Source organism: Nocardiopsis sp. FIRDI 009, from assembly GCF_003386285.1.
Lineage (GTDB): Bacteria > Actinomycetota > Actinomycetes > Streptosporangiales > Streptosporangiaceae > Nocardiopsis.
The window spans coordinates 16,871-39,066 of record NZ_QPNC01000036.1; the positions used below are offsets into that span (position 1 = coordinate 16,871).

Consider the following 22,196-nt stretch of genomic DNA (forward strand, 5'->3'; position numbering starts at 1 on the left):
CTCAGCCGGGCGCCGGGGGTGTCCGCTCGGCGCGTTCCGGTCGGGCGCTCCGGGCGTGGCCCCAGGCGGTCAGGCCGATCACCAGGAGCGCGAAGAAGGCGTTGCTGCCGTACTTGAACAGCGGCGCGATCGGCTCGCCCAGGGGTTCGACCACGAACGAGGTCAGTCCGTTGAGGACGAGCGGCGCCCCGGCGACCAGGACCACGTGCCGCCCGGACCAGCCCTCGCGCCGGGACCACGCCCAGACGAGCGCGCCCAGTCCGGCGAGCGCCCCCAGTTCGGCCGCGACGCCCGGCCAGGTCGGCGGGAGGAACCACGACGTTCCCAGCGCGACCAGCAGGGTGAGGCCGCCCACCAGCCAGGGGGCCGGCGCCCTCCGGGCGGAGGCGGCCGAACCGTCCGCGCGGCGGCGCGGCAGGGCCAGCGCCGCCAGGACCAGGAGCGCCACGACGGTCGCCGTCGCGGCGACCTGACCGGGGGAGGCGACGAAGTCCTCGGTGGCCAGATGGTCGTCGAAGACGAGGTAGGCCGCAGCGAGGTAGAGCAGGGCCACGACCGAGGTGCCGAACCAGCCCAGCCACGGGCGGCGGGCGAGTTCGCGCGGGGCGAGGGCCTCGACCACGGCGATGGGCGCGCCGAAGGACCAGACGGTGTGCCCCACCAGGAAGCTGAGAGCCATGTCGGCGCTCACCCCGATCCCCTCGATGAGCGTGGGGTCGCGTGTCTCGCCCCAGGATTCGATGTCCCGGTAGGCGGGGTTGAACAGGCTCTGGTCGACCAGCCCGGCCTGGACGGTCCCGAACGCCAGCGCGAGCAGCAGGATCGTCGGCCAGCCGCGGCCGGTGCGGCGGGCGACCTCCCGGATGAGCAGCGCGGCCGCGCCGTACAGGGGTGCGAGGATGACCAGCCCGCCGAGGAGGACGAGCGGCCGTCCCACGGTGGAGTCGTAGCCGATGAGGTACTCGGCGCAGACCGGGGACAGCAGGAGCAGACCGATCACCGGGGGCAGGCGGCGGAGGAGACGGGGGCGGGAACGTGTGGTGACCCGTGTCGCGGACATGCCACGGACATTAGCAGAGTGGTCACTCTATTAATAACGGCGGCGGGCGGGCGAGGACCGACCGGCGCCGCTATGCTGCGCGGGATGCGTACCGTCAACCCCGAACAGCACGCCCGCAAGCGGGCCGCCATCCTCGCCGCCGCGGCACAGGAGTTCGCCGAGAAGGGCGTCGACGGCACCTCCACCGCGAGCATCTGCCGTCGCGCGGGGATCGGGTCGGGCACGCTGTTCCACTACTTTCCGACCAAGCGCGAGATCTTCCACGCCCTCTTCGCCGACGACCTGGAGCACGGCGCGCGCGCGAGGGCGGCCGCCCTGGCCGCCGACGACCCGCGTGAGGGGCTCGACGGGCTGGTCGGCCACCTTCTCGCCGGCGCCGACGACCCGCTCGTCCCGGGGCTGATGGCCGCGGCCCTGTTCCAGGTCAACCGGGACGCGGAGTTCGCGCGCCTGCTCGGCGAGGACGAGGAACGCACGATCGAGACGCTCACGGCCCTGCTGCGCGCGCTCGCCGACGACGGGCGGCCGCCCGTGTTCCCCCCGGAGCGGACTGCCCGCTGGATCCAGCACCTCGTCGACGCCGTGTTCCTCGCGGCCGGGGACGAGGACTTCGACGCCGACCGCTCCCGCGCCGAACTGCGCACGATGGTCGACTGGCTGTTGACCGGCGGCGATCGCACTCCGTGACGCGCGTCACCCTGCGTCGTTACGTGGGATTCACAGAGTGACGACGCTTCGCAACGTCGGGTCGGCACCGTGGGGTGTATGGACGATTCCGAAGGCAGCTACGGAACCGACGACCGCACACGCCCCGGCTTCCTCGGCCGTGAGGCGCTCGACCTGGGAGTGCTGCTGCTCGCCGCCGGTGCGGCGCACGTGCTGGTGCTCTCCCTCGGACACAGCGACGGCGGTGTCCGCGCCCTCATCACCGTGGGGGCGATCCTGCTCGCCGTCTCGGCCCTGCACCGCTGGCACCGCCACCGCAGCGCGGTGGTTCGCCGGTCGCGCGGCGGTGACCGGCCGGGGAACCGGTCCTCCCGGGGCCGGACACCCGAGGCCGGGGACCGGCTGTGGAGCGTACGCGTCACCCTCGCCGACGTCCCGGGCGGGCTCGCCGAGCTCACCGCGCGCTTCGCCGCGCTCGGGGTCGACATAAGGCTCATGCAGGTGCACCCCGACGGCGTCGAGACCACCGACGAGTTCCTCGTCAGCGCGCCCGCCCACCTCGTCGAGGAGACCCTGTACGCGGCGGTGCTGGGCGCCGGGGTGCGCGAGGCGATCGTCCGGCCCGCCGACGTCCACGAGCTCAGCGACACCACCAGCCGGACGCTCAGACTGGTCAGCGCGATGGTGGAGGGCGCGACCACGCTGGAGGGGGCGCTGCTGGCCCTGTCCTGTGCCCAGGACGTCGAGCGCGCCGACACGGCGCCCGAGGGGATGGGGGAGGAGGACACCTCCGGCACGACGATGACCCTGCCCTCCCCGGACGGAGCGGTCCTCGTCGTCCGCAGGGTGGGGGTGCCGTTCACCGCCGTGGAGTTCGCGCGCTGCCGAGCGCTGGTCCAGGTGGCAGCCTCCCTGCTCGGGCGATCGCGCCAGCGGTGAGGCGGGCCCGGTTCCGGGGCGCCCCGGAACCGGGCCCGCCTCACATCGGGGGCATCAGGACCCTCCACACCAGCTCGACGCCCGCGGACCAGACCACGGCCGTCAGGAGGGCGGCCCCGAGGGCGGGCAGGCGGTCCGCCCTCCGACGGGACGCCACCAGAGGCAGGAGGAGACCGACCACGGCCTGCACCCCCACGTCGACGTACCACCGGAGCCGCCAGCCGTCGTCGGGCGGGAAGGGGATCGGGCTCAGCGCGAGCATCACCTCGTCCACCAGCACGCCCAGGGACTCGGCGAGGAACACCCCGCCCAGCAGGCCGAGCGCGCCGAGCCGCAGCCAGCGGGGGACGTCGCGCACCAGCCAGGTCCCGGCCAGGGCGAGGACGGGTCCGGCCGCGCACGCGGCCGCCAGCCAGGCCCAGGCGGGCAGCAGCCATCTGTCGACGTCGGCGAGGGTGGCGCCCCCCGGGAACGCGGTCACGGTGAATCCGTAGTAGCCCACGACGGAGGCGACCAGGAAGAGCGCTCCGGCGGGGAGCACGAAGCCGGTGCGGAGGCGGGCGAGCGCCGCGCCCATGCCCAGGGCGGCGGCGCACCACAACGCCGAGGAGTCGTTGATCATGGTGAACGGCGGGAGGGGGAGGACGATCGGGAGGTAGGGGGTGGCGACGCCGAGCAGCAGTCCGGCGGCCAGGACTCCCGCTCCCACCAGGGCGTGCCGTGCGGCGGAGGGGGCGGGGCGGCGGGTGGCGGTCGAGGAGTCCATACCGGCCCTATCGGCCCGTCGCCCGGACGCGGTTCCGTGCGGGCCCGCCACCGCGCCGTCGGTCCGGCCCGGGCGTGCGACCCGTGCGGACGCGACCGGGTTGTCCACAGAGGCCGTTTCGGTGGGGAAAACGACGGACGCGTGGGTAGATGTGGCGTATGGCAACCCCACTGTCACCCCCCGTCCGCAACCGCCCCCGACCCCTCGCCCGCACCGTCGTCCTGGCCCTGGCAGCGTCGTGCGCGTTCGGGACCGGTGCGGCCCTCCTCGTCGCGACCCCGGCCCACGCGTCCGCCCCGGCCGTCCCCGCCCCCGCGACCCTGCCGCCCGATCTGCGCAAGGGCGACTCCGGAGCCGACGTCACCGAGCTCCAGGAGCGCCTGAACGAGCTCGGCTACTGGACCAACGGCGTCGACGGCGAGTTCGGCTACTACACGGAACAGGCCGTCGTCGCACTCCAGAAGGCGGCCGGGATCGCCCGTGACGGCATCGTCGGGCCCGATACCGAAGGCGCCCTCGCCCGGGGCGTGCGCCCGTCCGCCACCACCGACTCCGGCGACCTGCTGGAGATCGACCTCGACGACCAGCTGCTGCTCGTCGTCTCCGACGGCGAGGTGGAACGGGTCATCAACACCTCCACCGGGTCGGGCCGACCCTACGAGAGGTGGGACGGCACCGAGGTCATCGCCACCACGCCCACCGGGACCTACTCCGTCTTCCGCGAGGTCGACGCGTGGGACCCCGGGCCGTACGGAGCGCTGTACCGGCCCAAGTACTTCAACGGCGGGATCGCCGTGCACGGCTACCCGAGCGTTCCGGCCCACCCCGCCTCGCACGGCTGCGCCCGCGTGAGCATGGCCGCCATGGACTGGCTGTGGGAGAGCGGGAGGATGGAGGTGTACACCACCGTCGTCGTGTACTGACCGGGAGGCGGGCCGGGCTGTCCCCGACGGGACGTCGGGGGATCGCCGCGGCCCCGTGCCGGGTCGGACCGGGGCCGCCGGGTGGACCCGGAGCGGTCGCCGCGGGTCCCCTCCCGGGGCGGCGACGGGCTTTCGGGCACCCCCGGCCGTGACCGTCGGCGTCGCCGCACCCGGCCGAGGGCGTCCGAGACCGTGCCCGCAGCCGTTTCCGGCCTCTCCCGAAGGAGGACGCGTGCCCTTCCGGATCGCCACGGAGCCCGGTCGCCCCGACCGTCCGAACGAGGACTTCGCGGCCGTGAGCGCCGACTGCGCCGTGCTGCTCGACGGCGTGACCGCGCGTCCGGACGACGGGTGCCGCCACGGGGTCGCGTGGTTCACGCGCTCCCTCGGCGGCCTGCTGCTCGCGGGCGCGGACGCCGGACTCGACCTGCGCGAGGCGCTGGCGGAGGCGATCGGGGGCGTGGCGTCGCTGCACGGCGGGACCTGCGACCTCGCCCGGCGGCAGACCCCGTCGGCCACCGTCGTCGCGGTGCGGGTACGCGGAGCCGCGCTGGAGTACCTGGTCCTGTCCGACGCGGTGTTGCTGGTGCGCGGGCAGGACGGCGCGCGCCTGATCGCGGACACCCGGCTGGACGACCTCAGGGGGAGGGTGGCCGGACCGGTGCGCGCGTACCGCAACGTGCCCGGCGGGTTCTGGACGGCGGGCGCCGATCCGAGGGCGGCGGACGAGGCGGTCGCGGGGACGCTGCCACACGGTCCCTTCGCGGCCCTGACCGACGGCGCGGGCCGGGGCGTGGAGGTGTTTCGCGCGCACGGCTGGGGCGAGGCGCTGGACCTGGCGCTGGAGCAGGGGCCCGGCGCGCTGGTGGCCCGGGTGCGTGCCCTGGAGCGGGCGGACCCGGAGGGGGCGCGTCATCCGAGGGGCAAGGTCCATGACGACGCCACGGTCGTCACCTGGACCCCGTGACCTGATTACGGACACCTGTATCCGAGGTTCAGGTTCGTCCGATATGAGGAGAATGAGGCTGTTCCTGTTGGAGTGCCAGGTGAAACGGGTGTGAAAATCGCGAAGTCATGATGGACGTTTCGTTCGGTGTGTGGGATCACATTTCCTCTCTTTTTAAGAAAAGTTCCCTGAAGAGTCGCCCGCATCGCGCTCCGCGCGGGGCGGGGGAGACGCACGCCTCGTCACCAACGGGACTTTCGGCGCTTTCGTGTGTCGTGTCCATCCGGTAGATTTCTCGGCAACCGATCATTCGGGGACATCACCGCGGCGCCCCTCTCGGTCATCGGTTCCCTCACTTTCCCGCGTGCGCGGGTGTCCCACGTGTGCGCCTCGCGTCAACGTGCTCCAAGGTCGTCGTCCCGCCCGGTGAAAAGGAGATGGTGTGCGCAGCACGGGCGTTCTCGAACCGACCGGTCCCAACGGCTCCCTCAACGGAACGGGCTGGTTGGACCGCCTCCTCTCCACACCCGTGGACGGTGCCGTCGAACGGACCCGTCCGGTGCGCGACCTCGCCGGGTACCACCAGCGCCCCGACCCCACCGACGCCGCTACACCCGCCGAGTTCCTGCTGACCATGCGTCGCTACCTCGCCTGGGCGGGTGACTGGTCCTACCTGGAGCTGGAGTACCTGTGCGGGGGAGCGGTCAAGAGTTCGAGCTTCCGTGCGGCGCTGGAGGGCACGCGGATGCCCCGCTACGTCGTCCTCATGGCCTTCGTGACCGCCTGCGCGGGTGAGGACGAGGCCGAACGGCGCCGCTGGGTGAGCGCCTGGCACCGCCTCCGCCACTCCGACTGAGTCCCCGCGCGCCCCGATCCTCAGTCGCCGACCACCCCGGCGTCGATCCGCTGGCCCCTGGTCGTCTGGACCACGACCGGGATGCCCTTGGGGACCTCGCCGTCGAGCCGCTCCATCAGCTCGCTCTCCGGAGGCAGGTCCCCCGAGGCGCGGACGTGTACGCGGAGCGTGCGCGACACGGCGTCCACACCGGTGACGGAGGCTTGGGGGGTGTCGGCCAGCCACTCGACGGCCGCGTCCCGCGCCCGTGCCGTCCACAGGTCGACCAGGAGCGTGATCGTGGTGTTGGCCACGAGTGGGACGAACACGACGATGAACAGCAGGGTGACTCCGACGCGCGTCCTGCGGGTCGGCCGTTCGGTCCCACCGGACCCGTAACCGACCACCGCGAAGACCGCCATGCCCGCGTAGACCAGACCGAAGAGGTTGGACAGGAACAGCACGAGCGCGCCCAGGGCGGGCAGGAACGCGAAGTGTCCGAGGCACACCCCGACCACCACCAGGGGCGGGACGAGGGAGATCGCGATCGCCACCCCCGGCAGCACGGCGGCGACGTCCCGCCGCGACCTGGCCAGGGCACCGGCCAGGCCCGTCGCCACGGCGGACACCAGGTCCATCAGGCCCGGTGACGTCCTCCCGGAGACCTGGTCGTTGGAGAGCAGGTTGTAGCTCTCCGGCAGGGCCACCGAGAACAGCAGGCCCACCCCGATGACCAGCAGGCAGCTGAAGACGACCACCGTGAGCGATCCCGTCCGCCGCCGTTGGACGGACCCCAGGGCGATCCCCATGATCGGTGTCGCCAGGGGGGCGATGATCATCGCCCCGATCACGGTGGCGGTCGAGTCGGTGATCACCCCTCCCGCCGCGATGACGGACGACAGGGTCAGCATCGCCCAGTAGGCCGAGCGCTTGGCTCTGCTGTCCCCCTCCGACAGGTCGAGGTCCTGCACCATATCGTCCAGCGTGCGGCGTTGGGAGGCTGGAACGAGGCGTTCGAGGAGTGCGCTGAGCATGGCCCGAGTATCGCCCTCAGGGCTGCCCCGACCAGGGCGGACACGGCGGAGGCGGGTCAGGCGGGAGCGCGGGACCTCCGCTGCCGGGGGCGGTCGGAGGGGCTGCGCTGGGAGTAGCCGGTCCCCGGCCGGTGGCCCCGATTCCCGGGGTCACCGGTGCGCCCCGGGGACGCGCGCGGTCCCGGAACCTAACGTGGACCGCATGCGCGTACTTGTCACCGGTGGGGCGGGGTTCATCGGATCGCACGTGGCCGAGGCCCTGCGGGGCGCCGGGCACACGGTGGTGACCCTCGACGTCCTCCTGCCGCAGGCGCACGCGGGACGACCGCCGGGCGACGCGGGGGTCGACCTGGTGTGCGACGTCCGTGACGGCGAGGCCGTGGAGCGGGCGCTGCGCGGAGTGGACGTCGTGTGCCACCAGGCGGCGATGGTGGGGTTGGGCGCGGACTTCGGCGACGCGCCGGACTACGTCGGCTGCAACGACCTGGGCACCGCGACGCTGCTGGCCGCGATGGCCCGCCGGGGCGTGCGTGACATCGTGCTCGCCGGTTCCATGGTGGTCTACGGCGAGGGGGCCTACACCTGCGCCGAGCACGGCCCGGTCCGGCCCGGACCGCGGCGGGAGGCCGACCTGGCCGCAGGCCGCTTCGACCCCCCGTGCCCCCGTTGCGGGGCGCCGCTGGACCCCGGTCTGGTCGGAGAGGACGCCCCGACCGATCCGCGCAACGTCTACGCCGTCACCAAACTGGCGCAGGAACACCTCTGCGCGGCGTGGGCGCGGGCGGTCGGAGGACACGCGATCGCACTGCGCTACCACAACGTCTACGGTCCCGGCATGCCGAGCGACACCCCGTACGCGGGTGTGGCGTCCTTCTTCCGTTCCGCCCTGGCCAGGGGCGAGGCCCCGCGGGTGTTCGAGGACGGCCGTCAGCGGCGGGACTTCGTGCACGTCCGCGACGTGGCCGACGCCAACGTGGCGGCGGTGGCGGCCCTCGCGGGACGGTCGGCGGGCGTCCTGTCCGCGTTCAACACCGGCAGCGGAACGCAGCACACGGTCGGTGAGATGGCGTGGGCGCTGGCGGAGGCGCACGGGGGACCGTATCCGGTGGTGACCGGCGACTACCGGCTGGGCGACGTCCGGCACATCACCGCGTGCTCCGCGCGCCTGACCGAGGACCTCGGCTGGCGCCCGCGTGTGGGCTTCGCCGAGGGCATGCGGGAGTTCGCGCGGGCGGGGCTGCGGGCCCGGACCGGGGCCGACGTCCCGGTGCGGTGACGGGACCGCCCGCGTGTCGCGGGACATTCCTCCACCATCGGAGCCGTTTGACTACGTAGCGTAATTGTCGTGATCAATGAGCGACATGAGAGCGACGACTCCACCGGATGCCCCGACCAGGCCGCCGGGGCCCCGTCGGGAGAGCGCCGGCGGCCACCGGTGGACGTGATCCTGCCGTGCCTGGACGAGGCGGCGGCCCTGCCGTGGGTCATCGAGCGCGTCCCCTCCGGATGGCGGCCGATCGTGGTGGACAACGGGTCCACGGACGGTTCCGCGCGCATCGCCGAACGGCTGGGCGCGGTGGTCGTCACCGAACCGCTCCGGGGGTTCGGGGCGGCCTGCCACGCGGGACTCCTCGCCGCCACCGCCGACATCGTCTGCTTCTGCGACTGCGACGCCTCGCTCGACCCGGCGCTGCTGCCGCGCGTGGTGGAGGCGGTGCGAGAGGGCGCCTCGGACCTGGTCGTGGGCCGTCGCCGCCCCACCGGCCGAGGCGCCTGGCCCGCCCACGCCCGCGCGGGCAACGCGGCGGTCACACGGATGCTGCGCAGGCGCACCGGGGTGCGGCTCCGCGACATCGGTCCCATGCGGAGCGCGCGGCGGGAGGACCTCCTCGGACTCGGTCTGACCGACCGGAGGTCCGGCTACCCCCTGGAGATGGTCGTGCGCGCCGCCGACGCCGGGTGGCGGATCGACGAGGTGGACGTCCCCTACCTCCCGAGGACCGGGGACTCCAAGGTGACCGGGACCTGGCGGGGGACGTGGACGGCGGTGCGGGACATGGCGTCGGTGCTGCGCGGCCCCGCGGCGCCAACCCCGGCGCGTTCGGCGGGGAGAGGCCGGTGAACGGCCTCGGGGGGAACGCTCCGGCGACCGGGGCCGCGACCCTCCTCGTCATCGCCAAGGAACCCGTCCCCGGCAGGGTCAAGACCCGGCTGACCCCGGAGTACACGCCCGAGGAGGCGGCCCGCCTGGCCGCCGCCGCGCTGTCGGACACGCTGAGCACCGTGCTGTCGCTTCCCGCCCGCAGGAGGGTGCTGGTCCTGGAGGGGCGGCCGGGGCCGTGGCTGCCGGACGGGGGGTTCGACGTGGTCCCCCAAGCGGGCGGTGGGTTGGACGAGCGGCTGGCCGCCGCGTTCGCCCGCTGTTCGGGCCCGACCCTGCTGCTGGGCATGGACACACCGCAGGTCACGGCAGGCGTCCTGGCCCCCGTTCTGGCCGCCGACGCCTGGACGCGCGCGGACGCGTGGTTCGGACCGGCCGAGGACGGCGGGTTCTGGGCGCTCGGTCTCGCGGCCCCCGACCCCGATCTGCTGCTCGGCGTACCGATGTCGACGGCGCGGACCGGTCGGATGCAGCGTCGGCGCCTGACCGCCGCGGGTCTGCGGGTGGCCGATCTGCCGGTCCTGGTGGACGTGGACACCGCCGCGGACGCCGTCCGGGTCGCGCGCCAGGCCCCGGGCAGCCGGTTCGCGCGGGCCGTCGCGGACCTGACGACGGGACTCGTGCGATGAGGGCGGCCGAGACCGCCGCCTCCCCGGTGGACGTGACGGCGTGGCGGTGCGATCCGTACACCGAGGCGCTCGCCCGGGAGCGCGGTCCGCTGTTCCTGCGCCGCCCCGACGGGTCGACGCTGCCGTTGGACGTCGAACGCTGGTGCGGCGGGATCGACGCGGCCGACACGGCCGTGCTGGAGCGCTGCGAGGGCGGCGTCCTGGACGTGGGGTGCGGTCCGGGCCGACTGGTCGCTGCGCTGGCCGACCGCGGTCGACGGGCGCTCGGCGTCGACCTGAACCCGCTGGCCGTGGCGCACGCCAACGCCTCGGGCGGGCGGGCGCTGTGCCAGTCGGCGTTCGACCCGGTGCCGGAGGAGGGAGGCTGGCACACCGCTCTGCTGGTGGACGGCAACATCGGTATCGGCGGTTCCCCGGAGAGGCTGCTCGCCCGGGTGCGGGAGGTGGTCCGATCCGGAGGTCTGCTGATCGTCGAGGCCGCCGCCGAGGACGTCTGCGAGCGCATGACCGCGCGGCTCACCGACGGACGGGGAGGGGTCGGCGCCCCCTTCCCCTGGGCGCGGCTGGGGCTGCCCGCGCTGCTGCGCCTGGCGAGGCGGTCGGGGTGGTCCCGCGCCGACACGTGGGAGGTCCGGGAGCGCCGTTTCGCCGCGCTGCGCGCCGATCCCGGTGGGGCGGCGGGAGGGGCGGCGCCGGGGGCGGCGACGGGGGCGGCGACGCCTCAGGCCGAGCGGACGCCGAAGGAACCACGCGCGTACCGCACGGCCCCCACCACCGCGGAGGCGGCGAACAGGAACGCGCAGACCAGCAGCCAGCGTCCGGCGAACGGGTGCCCGGGAAGCCCGCTCTTGGACAGGTAGGAGTCCGAGGGGCCGAGAATCAGGGGGAAGTAGACCACGAACAGCAGCGCCGAGACGACCGCGGGCACCCGCACGTGGTTGATGAGCCGGTTCCGCCTCCCGTCGCCGCCCTCCGCGTCCCGCCGCCTGCGGGCCAACCGTCCGGCCACGGCCTGCCAGGCACGGTCGACCAGGGTGTAGCAGGGGAGGAACACCAGGTCGTGGAGGACGGCGGCGCCGACGAACCACACCGCCACACCGAGGGCGTCGCCCGCCAGGAGCCGCACCCCCGCGTATCCGACGAGGGCGAAGGCCCCGACCATGAGCAGGAGGTGGGACACCGGGGCCCCGTACCAGCGCCGCAGGGCGCCCATCACGCCTCCCCGAAGGTGAGGCGGCCGACCCACTTGGTGTTGTGCACGCCGGGAGCGGCCGGGACGATGACGCGGGCCGGGTACCCGTGGTCGAGGGAGAGGTCCGCGCCGTTGACGCGCAGGGCCAGCAGGGAGCGGGGGTCGCCGACCTGGTTGGCGCGCAGTGCGACGCGGGTGAAGCTCCCCGTGCGCTGGAGGGACTCCACGAACACCCCGACGGGACCCGCGGCCCCGACCAGGTCGGCCAGGTCGGCGAGACGGACCCCGGACCACTCCTGGTCCCGGGTCGACCACCCCTCCACGCACGCGATCGGCAGCGCGGCGTCATGCTGGGGGAGGGCGAGCAACTCCGCCCTGCTGAGAACGGCCTCCGCCCCCGAACCGCGCACGGTCAGCCGCCAGGAGTCGCCGACGTCGCCCTCCCCGACACGGGCACGGGCCGCGGTGGTGTTGACGGGGAAGTCGTTGGGGCCGTCGCCGGAGAGTCTGCCCCGCGGAGCCAGCAGGGCGGTCGCCCGCAGCGGTCCGCCGACGCTCTGCCCCGCGGTCACCGCGAACAGGGTCAGCGACCCCAGCCCCACCATGCCCAGTACCCCGGCGCGCGAGATGGTCGGGGGCGCGGGGCCCGGGCTGACGAGCCCGGACCCGCCGGGCGGTCCTCCCCCGGGGTCCTCCCCCGGGCCGGGTGGCGGGGCGCCTCGGCGTCCCCCGCCCAACGTCCGGACCATGACCGGCGCCTTGGTGGCGAGGTGGACGGCGAAACCTCCGAGGAACACCCACGAACCGTAGAAGTGCAGGACGTAGAAGGAGCCGGGGAAGACGTATTCGAGCTGGACGTTCAGCACCCCGGTGGCGAAGACGAACAGCGCCCCTCCCACGAGGCACAGCAGCGACAGCCGTTCCAGGGAGTGGGCCACGGAACGGACCGGCGGCCAGGTGAAGAAGAGGGGGATGACCGACCAGAGCTTCGCCAGCAGGACCGGAACCAGCACGATGCCCAGGGTGACGTGGAGTCCCTGGGTGAGCCGGTAGAGCCAGTGCGGGTCGGTGGGCCAGGGGAAGAGGTAGAACCCGAGCAGGCCCTTGCCCGGTGTCTTGTCGTTGACCGGGGACAGGTCGGGGTTGTACGCGGCGTACGACAGCAGCCCCGTGACCGTGACGACCGTGATTCCGACGAGCAGGACCGCGCCCAGCACCGACGTCGTCCAGGGGCCGCGGGCCGGGCTGCGCCAGAACGCCGGGCGGGTGGGACCGACGGGCGGCCCCTCGCGCAGGAACGCCCGCAGACCGCGTGTCCGTCCCAAGCCGTCCCCGGCGGGGTCCGAGGCGTCGGTCCGGTCGGTGCCCTCGTCCATGTGCGCCTTCCTCGATCCCTCGTCGCGCCGGGCCGCGCCCGCGACCATGGTAGGTCGGCCGATCCCCGCGCCCCCCGCAGCGAAACACGCTCCGAACAGGCGTTCTCCCGTCATCGGCGACACTCCGAGGGGCACCGTGGCTCCGCGGCGAGTGTGACCTAGGGTGGCGACGTGAATCCGAGCGGCTACCAGAACCACGTGCGTGAGGCCGTCGGCGACGAGCGCGTGGGGCGTCGGCCCGACGCCATCACCGCGGTCGGGGCCGTGTTCCTGGTCGGGGTGGCCGCGGTCGTCGGAACCTCCATCGAGCGCGCCGACGGCAGCCTGCACGTCGACTGGCCGCCGCTCTACGCCTCCTGGCTCCCCCACGCGGGGCCGGGAACCGTTCCCGCGCTCGCGCTGGCCGCGGTGGTGGTCCTCAACGGCCCCCACACGGCGCGGGCCCTCCCCTGGCGCCGCCTGGTGGCGGCCGGGTGGGCGGCGTCCGTGTCGTGGACGCTGTCCCTCGCCCTCGTCGACGGCTGGCGCGGCTTCGCGGACCCGTTGGAGTCCCCCTACGAATACCCGGCGTCGGTCGACCGCTTCGGTGACGTGGGCGCGGCGCTGCGCGGGTTCACCGGGCACATCCTCGTCGGACAGCCCGACAACTGGCCGACCCACGTGGCCGGGCATCCCCCCGGTGCGGTCCTCACGTTCGTCGCCCTGGACCGGGTCGGGCTCGGCGGCGGCGCGTGGGCGGGGATCTGGTGCGTCGTGGTCGGGGGTTCGGCCGCGGCGGCCGTCCTCGTCGCCCTCCGCGCGCTCGGAGCCGAGCGGGCGGCCCGGTCCTCGGCCCCGTTCCTGGTGCTGTTCCCCGGGGCGGTCTGGGTCGGCGCGTCGGCCGACGGCTACTTCGCGGCGGTGGCGGCGTGGGGTCTGGCCCTGCTCGCGGTGGCGGCGGCTCCGGACGCCCGGGCGCCCCGGGCGACGGCGCTCGCGGCCGGACTCCTGCTGGGGTGGGCGGTGTACCTGTCCTACGGGCTGGTCCTGCTCGCGATCCCCGCGGTGGCCGTCCTGGTGTGCGCGCGCACCGCCCGCCCCCTGGTCCCCGCCGTCGTGGGAGCGCTGTCCGTGGCCGCCGCCTTCACGGCTGCGGGGTTCTGGTGGTGGGAGGGGTACCGCCTGGTGGTGGAGCGCTACTACCAGGGTGTGGCGGCGGTCCGGCCGTACGGCTACTGGGTCTGGGCGAACCTGGCCAACGCCGTGCTCGCGGCCGGGATCGCCTCCGCCGCGGGGCTGCGACGGGTACTCTCCCTGCTGCCGGGCGAGGCGCGTGCCCTGCCGCGCGGGGGCACCGGGTCGGGCGCCGGCACGGTGGTCCTCCTCGTGGCGGCCGCGTTCTGCGCGCTCGCCGTCGCCGACCTGTCGGGGATGAGCAAGGGCGAGACGGAGCGTATCTGGCTGCCCTTCCTCGTGTGGCTCGTCCCCGCCGCCGCCCTGCTGCCGCACCGCGACCACCGCGTGTGGCTCGCGCTCCAGGCCGCGACCGCCCTCCTCGTCAACCATCTGTTGCGCACCGGATGGTGAGGAACGCACGAGAGACGTCCCGCGCGGGGGCGCCCCCGGCTTCTGTCGTGGGCCCGGCGGAGACCGGGTCATCGACTACGCCTCGGCCGAGGAGGGCGCGCCCGTGGGAGATGACGAACCGAACGCCGTAAGGTTGTCGTCTGTTCTGTGCAGATTCGACAAATATATGGCTCGGTGTGACATGCGTAATGTTATGTCTTCTTCATCGCGGCTTGCCTTTCCGGAGTCCGGTCACGTTTAGGGTCCCCGTCGTGGTACTCGGTTCCAACGCCGTCCGCCCAACCTGACCTGCGCCTTCCCCATCCCCCCGGGAGAGGGTGCGTCGTATCCCCACACTCCCGGTGCGAGAGACACGGCCCGGGCTGATCCGAATGAGGCTTCCCTTGAGTTTCCCCATGTCCGTACGTCGTCTGTTCCAGGGCGGTGTCACTTTCGTCGCCGCCGGAGCCCTCGGCGTCGCGGCCGTCTCTCCGGCCCACGCCGAGAATGGCGAGGTCGGCTACGCGCGATCGCACAACGCTGGTGAAGGCGTCATCACGGGGTTCTACCCGAGAGGGGGCGACGTCGGTGGATACGGCGGACCCCTGTACGGTGGCGAGCTGTTCGTCGACTCCATCAACAGCCACGTCGTGGATGTGGAGGAGGACGAGCTCCGTGCGCGGGTGATGTTCCGAGAGCTCCGTGTCGAGCTCACCGAGGCCGACGTCGAGGCCATGCGTGCGGAGGCCGAGGGGGGTGTGTCCCAGCCCGGGCTGGAGAACCCCGAGGTCGAGGGTTCCGACGACGTCGTCCTCCAGGCGACCTACACCGACACCGACATCCTGGTGGAGCAGAACTGGGCTGGTGAGAGGGGGTACTCCCACAACCCGGGTACCGAGTCCGTCGAGGTGAACGAGCTCGGCGCCGAGATCTCCTTCAGTGCCCGGACGTCCCCCTGGCACGACACGATCGTGGAGGAGTCGCTCCGGTGGCAGGGGATCGCCCCGGAACAGGAGCTGTGGGGCGGGGTACAGACCCTGGACCTGGTCGTGAGCTTCCCCGACGAGGGTTTCAGCGTCTCCTACGAGGTCGGAGAGGTCATCGTCGCCTCGGACACCGACCCTGCCACCACCGGGGACGGCGGTGGTGACGAGGACACCGGGGGAGAGGACGAGCAGGAGGGCGGTTCCGGGGGCGACGGCTCCGACCAGGGCGGTTCCGAAGACGAGGGTTCCGGCCAGGACGGCTCCGAAGACGAGGGTTCCGGCCAGGACGGCTCCGAAGACGGGGGTTCCGGCCAGGACGGCTCTGAGGACGACGGCTCCGGGAACGGAGAGGAGCCGGAGACCGAGAACGACCGCGACGTCGCCGAGGAGAGCCCCGAGGCCGGGTCCGACGGTCCCCTCGCCCAGACGGGCAGCCCGGTCGTGGGCCTGGTCGCGGCCGGTTCGGTCATCGCCGTCGGCGGTGCCACGGCCGTCTACCTGGCTCGTCGGAAGAAGGCGGCCTCCTCGACCGCTGAGGGCTCTGACGAGAACTGAGCGGAAGCGGACATCCGACCTCGACGCGGCGCCCGGGGCTCGTTCCTCGGGCGCCGCCGCGTTTTCCTACCCCGCTGCGGCTCGACCGGTCTCCCAGTGCGAGGGCCGGTCGAGCGCCGCGGGCAGCCTGGTGGCGGCGTCGCCCCTGGCCGCGTTCGCCTGCGGCTGGGTGAGGAAGACGGCGCCGGTCAGGTCGGCTCCGCGCAGATCGGCGTCGCGCAGGTCCGCCCCGAGGAGGTCGGCCCTCCTCAGGTCGGCACGGCGGAGGTCGGCGGCGATGAGCCAGGCGCCGCGCAGGGTGGCGCCCGCCAGGTCGGCGTCCCGGAGTCCCGCGCCGACGAGATCGGCTCCCCGGTGGTCCTCCGTGCGGCCGGGCACCCCTCCGCGTACCAGCGCGCTGGTGCGGGACAGCAGATCGCCCACCTCGCCGCGCATCGCGGCGACGTCCAGGTCCACGATGTCCTCGGCGGTACCCCGACTGAGGCGGTCGACGTCGTCCCGGACCCTGCGCAGCTCCTCGTGGAGAGAGCGCGCCTCGGGCCGGGTGAGCGCCTCGGTGAGGTACCAGAGCAGTTCGTGGAGCTGGCGCATGACACCGAACACGTCGAACACGCGCCGCGCCGTCCCAGGGTGGGTGCGCCAGTCCCGTCCGCCGAAGGTGCCCTGGGAGACCCTCTGCCCGGCGCCGAAGCAGTCGAAGACGGTGCAGCCGGAGAAGCCCTCCTCACGCAGCCGTGAGTGAACGCCGCAGCGGAAGTCCTCCCGGAGGTTGGCGCACGGCCGTCCGGCGTCCTTGTCGACCGCGAAGTCGGCGGAGGCGGTGAACGGGAGGGCGACGCAGCAGAGACCGAAGCAGTTCGCGCAGTCGGCTCTCAGGTGGGAGTGGTCGCCGATCGTGTGCTGCTGGTCCTGGTGGGGCACGGATGTTCTCCCTGGGAACGAAAGTTGCGCAAGGGACGAATCGTACCGATCGTCGGGGTCGACGTTCCCTCGCCCGGGCCGCCCCGGCGCCGCGCGCCCGGCCGACCGGTGCCGGGCGCCTGGACCCGTACCCCTCTTCCCCGTCCTTCTCCTCGGCGGCTCCGCGGGAGACGGCCATCGCCGGGCTCGCCACGGTCATCGGATCCCTCAGGGCCGCCGCTCCGGCGCGGCCACGAGCCGGACCCCCGTGCCGCGCTCCGCCACCGTCTCCCACACGGCCCCCGCGAAGTCCGCGTAGCTGATGGCCCGCCCGCACAGGTGGCTCTCGTCGGCGTCCGCGCGCCACATGGCGTGCTCGCCCGTTCGGGGCCCCTCCGGGTCGAAGGCCGGGGGCGGGATCAGGTACGCCCAGGGAGCGCCGTTCGACGACGCTTCCAGGTGGTCGCGGAGCCTGGCGTGCGCCCGGCCGCGCGGAAGGGTGACCTGCGGGAAGGACGGGGACTGCCACAGGCGCGAACCGTCGGGCATCCGCAGCGATCCCGCGCCGCCGACGGTCACGATGAACGCCGACCGGCCCGCCGCCTCCCGGATACGGTCGTGCAGGTCGACCAGTGCGTCCGGGGCGATGTCGCCGCGCAGCCGCACGGCGTTGATCACGACGTCCGCCTCGGCGGTGGCCCGGTGCAGGCTCGTGGTGTCGTCGATGTCCACGACCACCCCTGTCACGGATCGCCTCGACACCGGCAACCGGGACCGGTCGTCCCGCCTGCGGAGGGCCGCGGTGGTCTCGACCCCCGGCGGGAGGCGTTCGAGGACCGCAGAACCGGCACGCCCGGTGGCCCCGAGGACCGTGACCCTGGTCATGCGGCGACCATCTCCTTCTCCTTCTTGGCGAGCCGGTCGGACACGGAAAGGAAGAACACGGACGCGACGAGCACCCCGGCGAAGCCGAAGAGCAGGAGGGTGAAGCCGTCGCTGAGCGATGCGACCAGCGGACCGATGCTCGCCCCGATGAAGAGGATGAACCCGTTCAGGGCCATGCCGCCGGCCCGTTCGGGCGCCGCCGCCTCGCCGAAGAGCGTGATCATCGCGGGGATCGCCAGGGCGATGCCGATGACGAAGAGCAGGCTGGTCACGCAGATGCCGACGAGGGTCTGTGACAGGAGCGCCTCGCCCGCCATGCCTGCGGCCGCGAGCAGGAACCCGGTCCGGGCGACACCGACGAGGCCCAGGCGTCGTGCCAGGGGACCGACCAGCAGCGCGGCGAACATCCCGGGCAGCCCGACCAGGCGGAGCAGGATGACGCTCGACGGTTCGAGGCCGAGCTGGCCGAGATGGGGGCCCAGCGCCGTGTACATGCCGACGAACGTCATCAACTGGGTGATGTGGGCGCAGCACAGGGTCAGGACGGATGGCTTCACCACGACCTTGCCCAGGGCGGCGAAGCGGTGACCGACGTGTCCCGACACGTTCCTCCGGGGGGACTCGGAGATGGACAGGGCCATCGTCAGGCCCGCGCCGATGAGGACCAGCCCGCAGATGACGAACACCATCGGCCAGCTGGACCAGAGCGACACGTACGAGGCGAGCACCTGGCCGAAGATGCCCGCCACGAGGAAGGCGGTCGACATGGCCCCGATCGCGGAGTGCCGCCGTTCGGGGGGTGTCGCCTCTGCGAGGTAGGCCAGCGCCACCGGCGCGAAGCTGGAGGCCGCCAACCCCTGGACGCCTCGGAGTACGGCCAGCCCCGTGATCGAGGACGCGAAGCCGCAGGCGATCGTGGCCGCGGACAGGACCAGGACACCGGGCACCATGACCTTCTTGCGCCCGTACTGGTCGGAGACGGGGCCCCAGACGAGGAAGCCCGCCGCGTAGCAGAGACTGAAACAGGTCGCGAGCGCGAAGGTGACGTCTCCGCCGAACTCTCTGCCGACGGGGCCCAGGAGGGGGATCGCGGAGTACAGCTGGGTCAGTACGAACAGGGCCGTGAAGACGAGCAGTCCGACGGCGACCCCGCCGGCCGGGTGAGCGGCGCGTGGTCCCTGGGCGGGCGCCGTCCCACGGCCGGCGGTGGGTTGAGGTCCGGAAGGCCGTTGAGACACCGCAAACTCCTTTTCCAACGCTATCGTTGGAAATGAGAGTAGTAGCATGATCCATCCAAGGCAACTCTCGCGTTGGAAGTCCGCCGCGAGTCGAGGAGACGTATGGCCTGGGACACCGAGGGCACGAAGCGCAAGATCAGGGAAGCGGCCGTCCGTGAGTTCGCCGCTCACGGGCCCGATGGCACGACCGTCGAACGCATCGCCAGGTCCGCGGGCGTGAACAAGGAGAGGGTCTACAACTACTTCGGGGACAAACGGTCCCTCTTCTCCCACGTCTTGCGCGACGAACTCGCCAAGGTCGCCCAGGCGGTCCCCGTCGAGTCCTTCGCCAAGGAGGACGTCGGGGACTACGCGGGGCGTGTGTACGACTACCACCGGGAGCGCCCGGAACTGGCGCGACTCCTGCGTTGGGAGGGGTTGGCCTTCGACGGCGAGGTCCCGGACGAGGAACTGCGCCGGGAGTACTACCGGTACAAGTTGGCGGCCGTGGTGGACGGGCAGGAACACGGTACGGTCACCACGTCGATCGACGCCGACCACCTCATCTTCCTCGTTCTCTCCCTCGCGGGATGGTGGACGGCCGTTCCTCAGGTGGCCCGCATGCTGACCCAGCCGCTCACCGAGGAGGAGGAAGCCAGGCGCCGGGCCTCGGTGGTGGAGGCGGCGCGGCGCCTGGCGCGTACTCCGTGACAGCGGACGTCCGGTCTCAGGGCCGGTCGACGGATGGGATCTCGATCGAGCGGTGCTCCAGCTGACGCATGAGGTCGGCGAGGTCGAAGTACGCGGACCGCTCGACGATCATGTCGCCCTCGAACCGGTCGATACCGATCGCCGTGAAGTCGGCCTTGTTCCCGCTGGGAGCCAGCCCTCGGAACGACCCCTTCTGGGTTCCCACGCACCGCAACCGGCTGACGACGACGTCACCTTCCGCGACCTGGTCCACCACGCGGTCGTCGATGTCGGGAAACGCGTCGCGGAAGGCGCGAACCCACTCGCGGACACCGTCCGGCCCCCGGAGATCGAACTGGGGCCAGTAGAAATCCGACGCGAAGATCTCGTCGGCCAGTTCCAGTCGGTTGTTCGTGATGATCTCCTCGAACAGGAGGGACGCGCGATACTTGCGTCGTTCGAGCAGGGACGCCTCGGTCAAACCGGTACCTCCCGGGTCGTGGCGTGGCTTCTGAGACGGGCGGCGATGGTCGCGGGGACGAGGCCGTCGGTCAGGACGAAGAAGTGGTCCCCGTCGAACTCGTCGAACGTGACCCGACCGGTGGTGTGCGTCGCCCATCCCCGGGCCTCCTCCGGGGTGGCCAGGGGATCGGAGCGCCCGGTCAGGACGTGCAGGGCGCAGTCCAGGGGGGAGCGGTCGCCGAGCCGGTGCAGGCGGTCACTGAACTCGATGTCCCGGCGCAGCCGGTCGGCCGCCAGCCGGCGCAGACCGGGGTTGGCGAGGAACTCCGGCGGAACCCCGCCCCAGGCCGCGACCTGGTCCAGCAGTGCGTCGTCGGACCGCGGCCGGGACCTTCCCACCCGTGTTCGGGGCGAGCCGGGCGGTCGCCGACCCGAGACGAAGCAGCAGAGCGGACCGCGGCCGAGCAGCTCGGCCGCCCGGGCGATCTCGACCGCGAGCCCGCCGCCGAAGCTGTGGCCGAGCACGCCCCACGGACCGTCCAGGTCGTCCAGGACGGTGTCGACCAAGCCGCTGACGAGATCTTCGACCGAGGGGACCGGTCGGGGGGCGGCCGCCCCCCGACCGGGGATGTCGAGGGGGACGACGTCCGCCACGTCGGCCAGGCGGTCCTTCCACGGGGCGTAGACGGTGGACGCGGTCCCGCCCGCGTAGGCGAGGCAGTACAGCGTGGGACGATCAGACCGCATGTCGTTCCTTCACGGCCTGCCGTTCCGTCTCCAGCCGCATGTCGATCTTGGCGTAGTCCGCCTCCATGAGCGCCACGGCCTCGTCCAGGTCCATCACGGTCGGCAGCCCGAACGCGTCGACGATGATCTGCACGCGTTCCCGGAGCGACCCGCTGACCCTGTGCAGCGGGATGCCGAGTTCCTCGGCCGTCGTCCGCAACAGGGTGTCGCAGTACCGGCGGAACTCCTCGTTCATCGGCCGGTGACCGTCGTTGGTGATCGGCCGCTCGTTCTCCAGGTGCACCATGGCGTCGTAGTTCGCCTTCACGTGTTGGCGGAAGGCGTGGCCGTACTGCTCGACGACCTCGGCGAAGAACCCCATCTCGGGGCGGTCGAGTTCGTTGGGCAGGTCGGGGTCGGTCGGGTTCATCCCGAACCGGATGCGGGCCTGGCCGTACGCCCACTCCTGGAGGGACGATCCGTCCGACAGGTAGTCTCCGCCGAGCACGCCCTCCGCGACCGCGCGGCCGCAGTGCCGGCGCATCATCAGCTGGAGGAACTCGGCCGGGGTCACCTCGGCGAGCTTCTTGCCGGGGACGGCCTCGGGCATGATCTCGCGGATGGCCCTGGCCAGGGTTCGCGGCATCCCGGTGTAGTGGGACAGACACATCGTGGTGGACGTCTTGCCCACGGAGTAGGTCCCGGAGATGGAAAGTCGCATGATGCCTTAATCCTCGTCGGTACGGGCGATCCGGTGGGCGAAGGCGGCCGTCATGGACACGCCGCCCATCTGGCCCCGCAGCTCGGCGTTGCGCCATCGGCCGTCGGGCATGGTCAGCAGCTGGTGGTCGGAGACGGTCAGGCTCGCCGTCCCGTCGTTGCCCTCCGCCGAAGGCGGCTCACCCTGACGAAGCACGACCTGCTGCATCCACAGGGTGTCCGAGTTGGACCGGTCGAGCCCGTCGAGTTCGTAGAGCAGCACCTGGCCGAGTTGGAGCAGCGTGACGAACCCGTCGATCAACGTGACCACCGGCGCGTGCGTGGACCCCAGCCCCGCGGTGCGCTCCTCGCGCAGGAGCTTGACGTCCGCGTGGCAGCGGAGCTCGTCCAGCTCGGCGTTCACGTTCTCGACCAGCTGGTCCTCCCGGCGGAAACCGGTGCCCCAGTACCGGTCGTCGCGACCGGTCAGGGTGGACCAGTCGTCCCCCGCCTCGGGGGCTCCGCTCCCGGCACGGTGCTCGACCTGGAGGCGCGCCATCATCACTCCGACGCGCGTCTCGAAGGTGGACACGAGTCCGTCGCCGTCCTCTCGCGGGACCGACCTCGTGATTCTCGCCGTCAACGGCACACCGTCCAGGTCCTCCTGCGGCTCCGTGCCGGCCCGGATCAACGTCTTGCGGATCCGGGCGTCGCCGAGCTCGGCCTCGGACAGGCCGAACCGCCGTTCGAGCAGGGTCTCGGCACACCGTGCGGCGAGGACCATCACGTCGACGGTGGACAGGTGGGGACGCAGGTCATCGCCCTCCCGCTTCTTCGACCAGTCGACGGGGTAGCGGATGTCGACGGTGGAGCGGAAGGCCTCGTCGGTGACGACCGGTGCACCGAAGGAGTACTGGGATCGGCGGTACCCGGCTCCGAAGAAGCGACCGCTCGCCGGTCCCAGGTAGTCGTCGATCGACTGCAGGATGAGTCTCCGTGTCACG

General features: G+C 72.7%; 23 protein-coding genes and 1 pseudogene. 12 read left to right on the plus strand and 12 right to left on the minus strand.

Annotation, left to right across the window (positions count from 1 at the left end; all coding sequences use genetic code 11):
- Position 1: 1 nt before the first annotated feature.
- Positions 2-1,060 carry a hypothetical protein gene (locus DVR05_RS24645; protein ID WP_116248304.1) on the minus strand — a complete coding sequence of 353 codons (1,059 nt, stop codon included), beginning with the start codon at positions 1,058-1,060 and terminating at the stop codon, positions 2-4.
- Between the two features lie 84 nt (positions 1,061-1,144).
- On the opposite strand from DVR05_RS24645, the gene DVR05_RS24650 reads away from it, so the two are divergent.
- Both DVR05_RS24650 and DVR05_RS24655 read left to right on the plus strand, forming a co-directional pair.
- Positions 1,145-1,747 carry a TetR/AcrR family transcriptional regulator gene (locus DVR05_RS24650; protein WP_232832304.1) on the plus strand — a complete coding sequence of 201 codons (603 nt, stop codon included), beginning with the start codon at positions 1,145-1,147 and terminating at the stop codon, positions 1,745-1,747.
- A 78-nt stretch (positions 1,748-1,825) separates the two neighbouring features.
- Positions 1,826-2,665, plus strand: coding sequence for an ACT domain-containing protein (locus DVR05_RS24655; protein ID WP_116248306.1), 840 nt, complete (start codon positions 1,826-1,828; stop codon positions 2,663-2,665).
- Positions 2,666-2,705: 40 nt separating this feature from the next.
- Here DVR05_RS24655 and DVR05_RS24660 read toward each other — a convergent pair whose 3' ends face one another.
- Positions 2,706-3,431 carry a DUF6518 family protein gene (locus tag DVR05_RS24660; RefSeq protein WP_116248307.1) on the minus strand — a complete coding sequence of 242 codons (726 nt, stop codon included), beginning with the start codon at positions 3,429-3,431 and terminating at the stop codon, positions 2,706-2,708.
- Positions 3,432-3,589: 158 nt separating this feature from the next.
- Between DVR05_RS24660 and DVR05_RS24665 the strand changes: the two genes are divergently transcribed.
- The 3 genes from DVR05_RS24665 to DVR05_RS24675 all read left to right on the plus strand — a co-directional run bounded on the left by DVR05_RS24665 (position 3,590) and on the right by DVR05_RS24675 (position 6,156).
- The gene (locus DVR05_RS24665; RefSeq protein WP_116248308.1) at positions 3,590-4,354 is read left to right on the plus strand and encodes a L,D-transpeptidase family protein; all 765 of its coding nucleotides are present in this window, start codon (positions 3,590-3,592) and stop codon (positions 4,352-4,354) included.
- A 232-nt stretch (positions 4,355-4,586) separates the two neighbouring features.
- Positions 4,587-5,321, plus strand: coding sequence for a hypothetical protein (locus tag DVR05_RS24670; RefSeq protein WP_116248309.1), 735 nt, complete (start codon positions 4,587-4,589; stop codon positions 5,319-5,321).
- Positions 5,322-5,742: 421 nt separating this feature from the next.
- Positions 5,743-6,156, plus strand: coding sequence for a hypothetical protein (locus tag DVR05_RS24675; protein ID WP_116248310.1), 414 nt, complete (start codon positions 5,743-5,745; stop codon positions 6,154-6,156).
- A 20-nt stretch (positions 6,157-6,176) separates the two neighbouring features.
- Here the strand turns inward: DVR05_RS24675 and DVR05_RS24680 are convergent, their stop codons facing one another.
- Positions 6,177-7,169, minus strand: a complete 993-nt coding sequence (locus tag DVR05_RS24680; RefSeq protein WP_116248311.1) for a DUF389 domain-containing protein — start codon at positions 7,167-7,169, stop codon at positions 6,177-6,179.
- A 202-nt stretch (positions 7,170-7,371) separates the two neighbouring features.
- Between DVR05_RS24680 and DVR05_RS24685 the strand changes: the two genes are divergently transcribed.
- The 4 genes and pseudogenes from DVR05_RS24685 to DVR05_RS27620 form a co-directional block, all read left to right on the plus strand.
- Positions 7,372-8,445 carry an NAD(P)-dependent oxidoreductase gene (locus DVR05_RS24685; RefSeq protein ID WP_116248333.1) on the plus strand — a complete coding sequence of 358 codons (1,074 nt, stop codon included), beginning with the start codon at positions 7,372-7,374 and terminating at the stop codon, positions 8,443-8,445.
- Positions 8,446-8,514: 69 nt separating this feature from the next.
- Positions 8,515-9,291 (plus strand): glycosyltransferase family 2 protein, encoded by a 777-nt coding sequence (locus DVR05_RS24690; protein WP_369974578.1) that lies wholly within the window; start codon positions 8,515-8,517, stop codon positions 9,289-9,291.
- Positions 9,288-9,959: a DUF2064 domain-containing protein gene (locus DVR05_RS24695; RefSeq protein WP_116248313.1), complete on the plus strand. Its 672-nt coding sequence runs from the start codon at positions 9,288-9,290 to the stop codon at positions 9,957-9,959. The genes DVR05_RS24690 and DVR05_RS24695 overlap by 4 nt, the downstream gene beginning before the upstream one ends.
- A pseudogene (locus DVR05_RS27620) lies at positions 9,956-10,420 on the plus strand (class I SAM-dependent methyltransferase); the annotation flags it as partial. The gene DVR05_RS24695 and the pseudogene DVR05_RS27620, both read left to right, overlap by 4 nt.
- Positions 10,421-10,680: 260 nt before the next feature.
- Here the strand turns inward: DVR05_RS27620 and DVR05_RS27625 are convergent.
- Together DVR05_RS27625 and DVR05_RS24710 are read right to left on the minus strand one after the other, a co-directional pair.
- On the minus strand, positions 10,681-11,172 hold the full coding sequence (locus DVR05_RS27625; protein ID WP_232832305.1) for a hypothetical protein: 492 nt from the start codon (positions 11,170-11,172) through the stop codon (positions 10,681-10,683).
- Entirely contained in the window at positions 11,172-12,527 is a 1,356-nt protein-coding gene (locus tag DVR05_RS24710; RefSeq protein WP_232832306.1) for a molybdopterin-dependent oxidoreductase, read from the minus strand. Before DVR05_RS24710 ends, DVR05_RS27625 begins: the two co-directional genes overlap by 1 nt.
- Before the next feature lie 171 nt (positions 12,528-12,698).
- Between DVR05_RS24710 and DVR05_RS24715 the strand changes: the two genes are divergently transcribed.
- Entirely contained in the window at positions 12,699-14,093 is a 1,395-nt protein-coding gene (locus DVR05_RS24715; RefSeq protein ID WP_116248315.1) for a hypothetical protein, read from the plus strand.
- 395 nt (positions 14,094-14,488) lie between these two features.
- On the plus strand, positions 14,489-15,613 hold the full coding sequence (locus DVR05_RS24720; protein ID WP_232832307.1) for a hypothetical protein: 1,125 nt from the start codon (positions 14,489-14,491) through the stop codon (positions 15,611-15,613).
- Between the two features lie 66 nt (positions 15,614-15,679).
- Here DVR05_RS24720 and DVR05_RS24725 read toward each other — a convergent pair whose 3' ends face one another.
- The 3 genes from DVR05_RS24725 to DVR05_RS24735 all read right to left on the minus strand — a co-directional run bounded on the left by DVR05_RS24725 (position 15,680) and on the right by DVR05_RS24735 (position 18,636).
- A complete protein-coding gene (locus DVR05_RS24725; protein ID WP_116248317.1) occupies positions 15,680-16,534 on the minus strand; it encodes a pentapeptide repeat-containing protein in 855 nt (284 codons plus the stop codon).
- Positions 16,535-16,741: 207 nt separating this feature from the next.
- A complete protein-coding gene (locus tag DVR05_RS24730) occupies positions 16,742-17,398 on the minus strand; it encodes an NAD(P)-dependent oxidoreductase (RefSeq protein WP_116248318.1) in 657 nt (218 codons plus the stop codon).
- Complete coding sequence (locus tag DVR05_RS24735; RefSeq protein WP_232832308.1) at positions 17,395-18,636, minus strand: MFS transporter; 1,242 nt, start codon at positions 18,634-18,636, stop codon at positions 17,395-17,397. The genes DVR05_RS24730 and DVR05_RS24735 overlap by 4 nt, the downstream gene beginning before the upstream one ends.
- Positions 18,637-18,738: 102 nt before the next feature.
- Here DVR05_RS24735 and DVR05_RS24740 point away from each other — a divergent pair, with 102 nt between their 5' ends.
- Positions 18,739-19,326 carry a TetR family transcriptional regulator gene (locus DVR05_RS24740; RefSeq protein ID WP_116248320.1) on the plus strand — a complete coding sequence of 196 codons (588 nt, stop codon included), beginning with the start codon at positions 18,739-18,741 and terminating at the stop codon, positions 19,324-19,326.
- A 16-nt stretch (positions 19,327-19,342) separates the two neighbouring features.
- Here DVR05_RS24740 and DVR05_RS24745 read toward each other — a convergent pair whose 3' ends face one another.
- The 4 genes from DVR05_RS24745 to DVR05_RS24760 are packed head-to-tail and all read right to left on the minus strand — an operon-like array spanning position 19,343 to position 22,195.
- Positions 19,343-19,786 carry an ester cyclase gene (locus DVR05_RS24745; RefSeq protein ID WP_116248321.1) on the minus strand — a complete coding sequence of 148 codons (444 nt, stop codon included), beginning with the start codon at positions 19,784-19,786 and terminating at the stop codon, positions 19,343-19,345.
- Positions 19,783-20,514: a thioesterase II family protein gene (locus tag DVR05_RS24750; RefSeq protein WP_116248322.1), complete on the minus strand. Its 732-nt coding sequence runs from the start codon at positions 20,512-20,514 to the stop codon at positions 19,783-19,785. Before DVR05_RS24750 ends, DVR05_RS24745 begins: the two co-directional genes overlap by 4 nt.
- Positions 20,504-21,214 carry an AAA family ATPase gene (locus tag DVR05_RS24755; RefSeq protein WP_116248323.1) on the minus strand — a complete coding sequence of 237 codons (711 nt, stop codon included), beginning with the start codon at positions 21,212-21,214 and terminating at the stop codon, positions 20,504-20,506. Before DVR05_RS24755 ends, DVR05_RS24750 begins: the two co-directional genes overlap by 11 nt.
- A 6-nt stretch (positions 21,215-21,220) precedes the next feature.
- The gene (locus DVR05_RS24760; protein ID WP_157982539.1) at positions 21,221-22,195 is read right to left on the minus strand and encodes an AvrD family protein; all 975 of its coding nucleotides are present in this window, start codon (positions 22,193-22,195) and stop codon (positions 21,221-21,223) included.
- Between the last annotated feature and the right edge of the window lies 1 nt (position 22,196).

Excerpts from the sequence above, each read along its gene's own strand:
- DVR05_RS24650 (WP_232832304.1), top strand. The coding sequence starts at position 1,145 with ATGCGTACCGTCAACCCCGAACAGCACGCCCGCAAGCGGGCCGCCATC.
- DVR05_RS24750 (WP_116248322.1), bottom strand. The coding sequence starts at position 20,514 with ATGCGGTCTGATCGTCCCACGCTGTACTGCCTCGCCTACGCGGGCGGG.
- DVR05_RS24665 (WP_116248308.1), top strand. The coding sequence starts at position 3,590 with ATGGCAACCCCACTGTCACCCCCCGTCCGCAACCGCCCCCGACCCCTC.
- DVR05_RS24680 (WP_116248311.1), bottom strand. The coding sequence starts at position 7,169 with ATGCTCAGCGCACTCCTCGAACGCCTCGTTCCAGCCTCCCAACGCCGC.
- DVR05_RS24660 (WP_116248307.1), bottom strand. The coding sequence starts at position 3,431 with ATGGACTCCTCGACCGCCACCCGCCGCCCCGCCCCCTCCGCCGCACGG.
- DVR05_RS24730 (WP_116248318.1), bottom strand. The coding sequence starts at position 17,398 with ATGACCAGGGTCACGGTCCTCGGGGCCACCGGGCGTGCCGGTTCTGCG.
- DVR05_RS24755 (WP_116248323.1), bottom strand. The coding sequence starts at position 21,214 with ATGCGACTTTCCATCTCCGGGACCTACTCCGTGGGCAAGACGTCCACC.
- DVR05_RS27625 (WP_232832305.1), bottom strand. The coding sequence starts at position 11,172 with ATGGGCGCCCTGCGGCGCTGGTACGGGGCCCCGGTGTCCCACCTCCTG.
- DVR05_RS24655 (WP_116248306.1), top strand. The coding sequence starts at position 1,826 with ATGGACGATTCCGAAGGCAGCTACGGAACCGACGACCGCACACGCCCC.
- DVR05_RS24645 (WP_116248304.1), bottom strand. The coding sequence starts at position 1,060 with ATGTCCGCGACACGGGTCACCACACGTTCCCGCCCCCGTCTCCTCCGC.
- DVR05_RS24685 (WP_116248333.1), top strand. The coding sequence starts at position 7,372 with ATGCGCGTACTTGTCACCGGTGGGGCGGGGTTCATCGGATCGCACGTG.
- DVR05_RS24710 (WP_232832306.1), bottom strand. The coding sequence starts at position 12,527 with ATGGACGAGGGCACCGACCGGACCGACGCCTCGGACCCCGCCGGGGAC.
- DVR05_RS24740 (WP_116248320.1), top strand. The coding sequence starts at position 18,739 with ATGGCCTGGGACACCGAGGGCACGAAGCGCAAGATCAGGGAAGCGGCC.
- DVR05_RS24720 (WP_232832307.1), top strand. The coding sequence starts at position 14,489 with ATGTCCGTACGTCGTCTGTTCCAGGGCGGTGTCACTTTCGTCGCCGCC.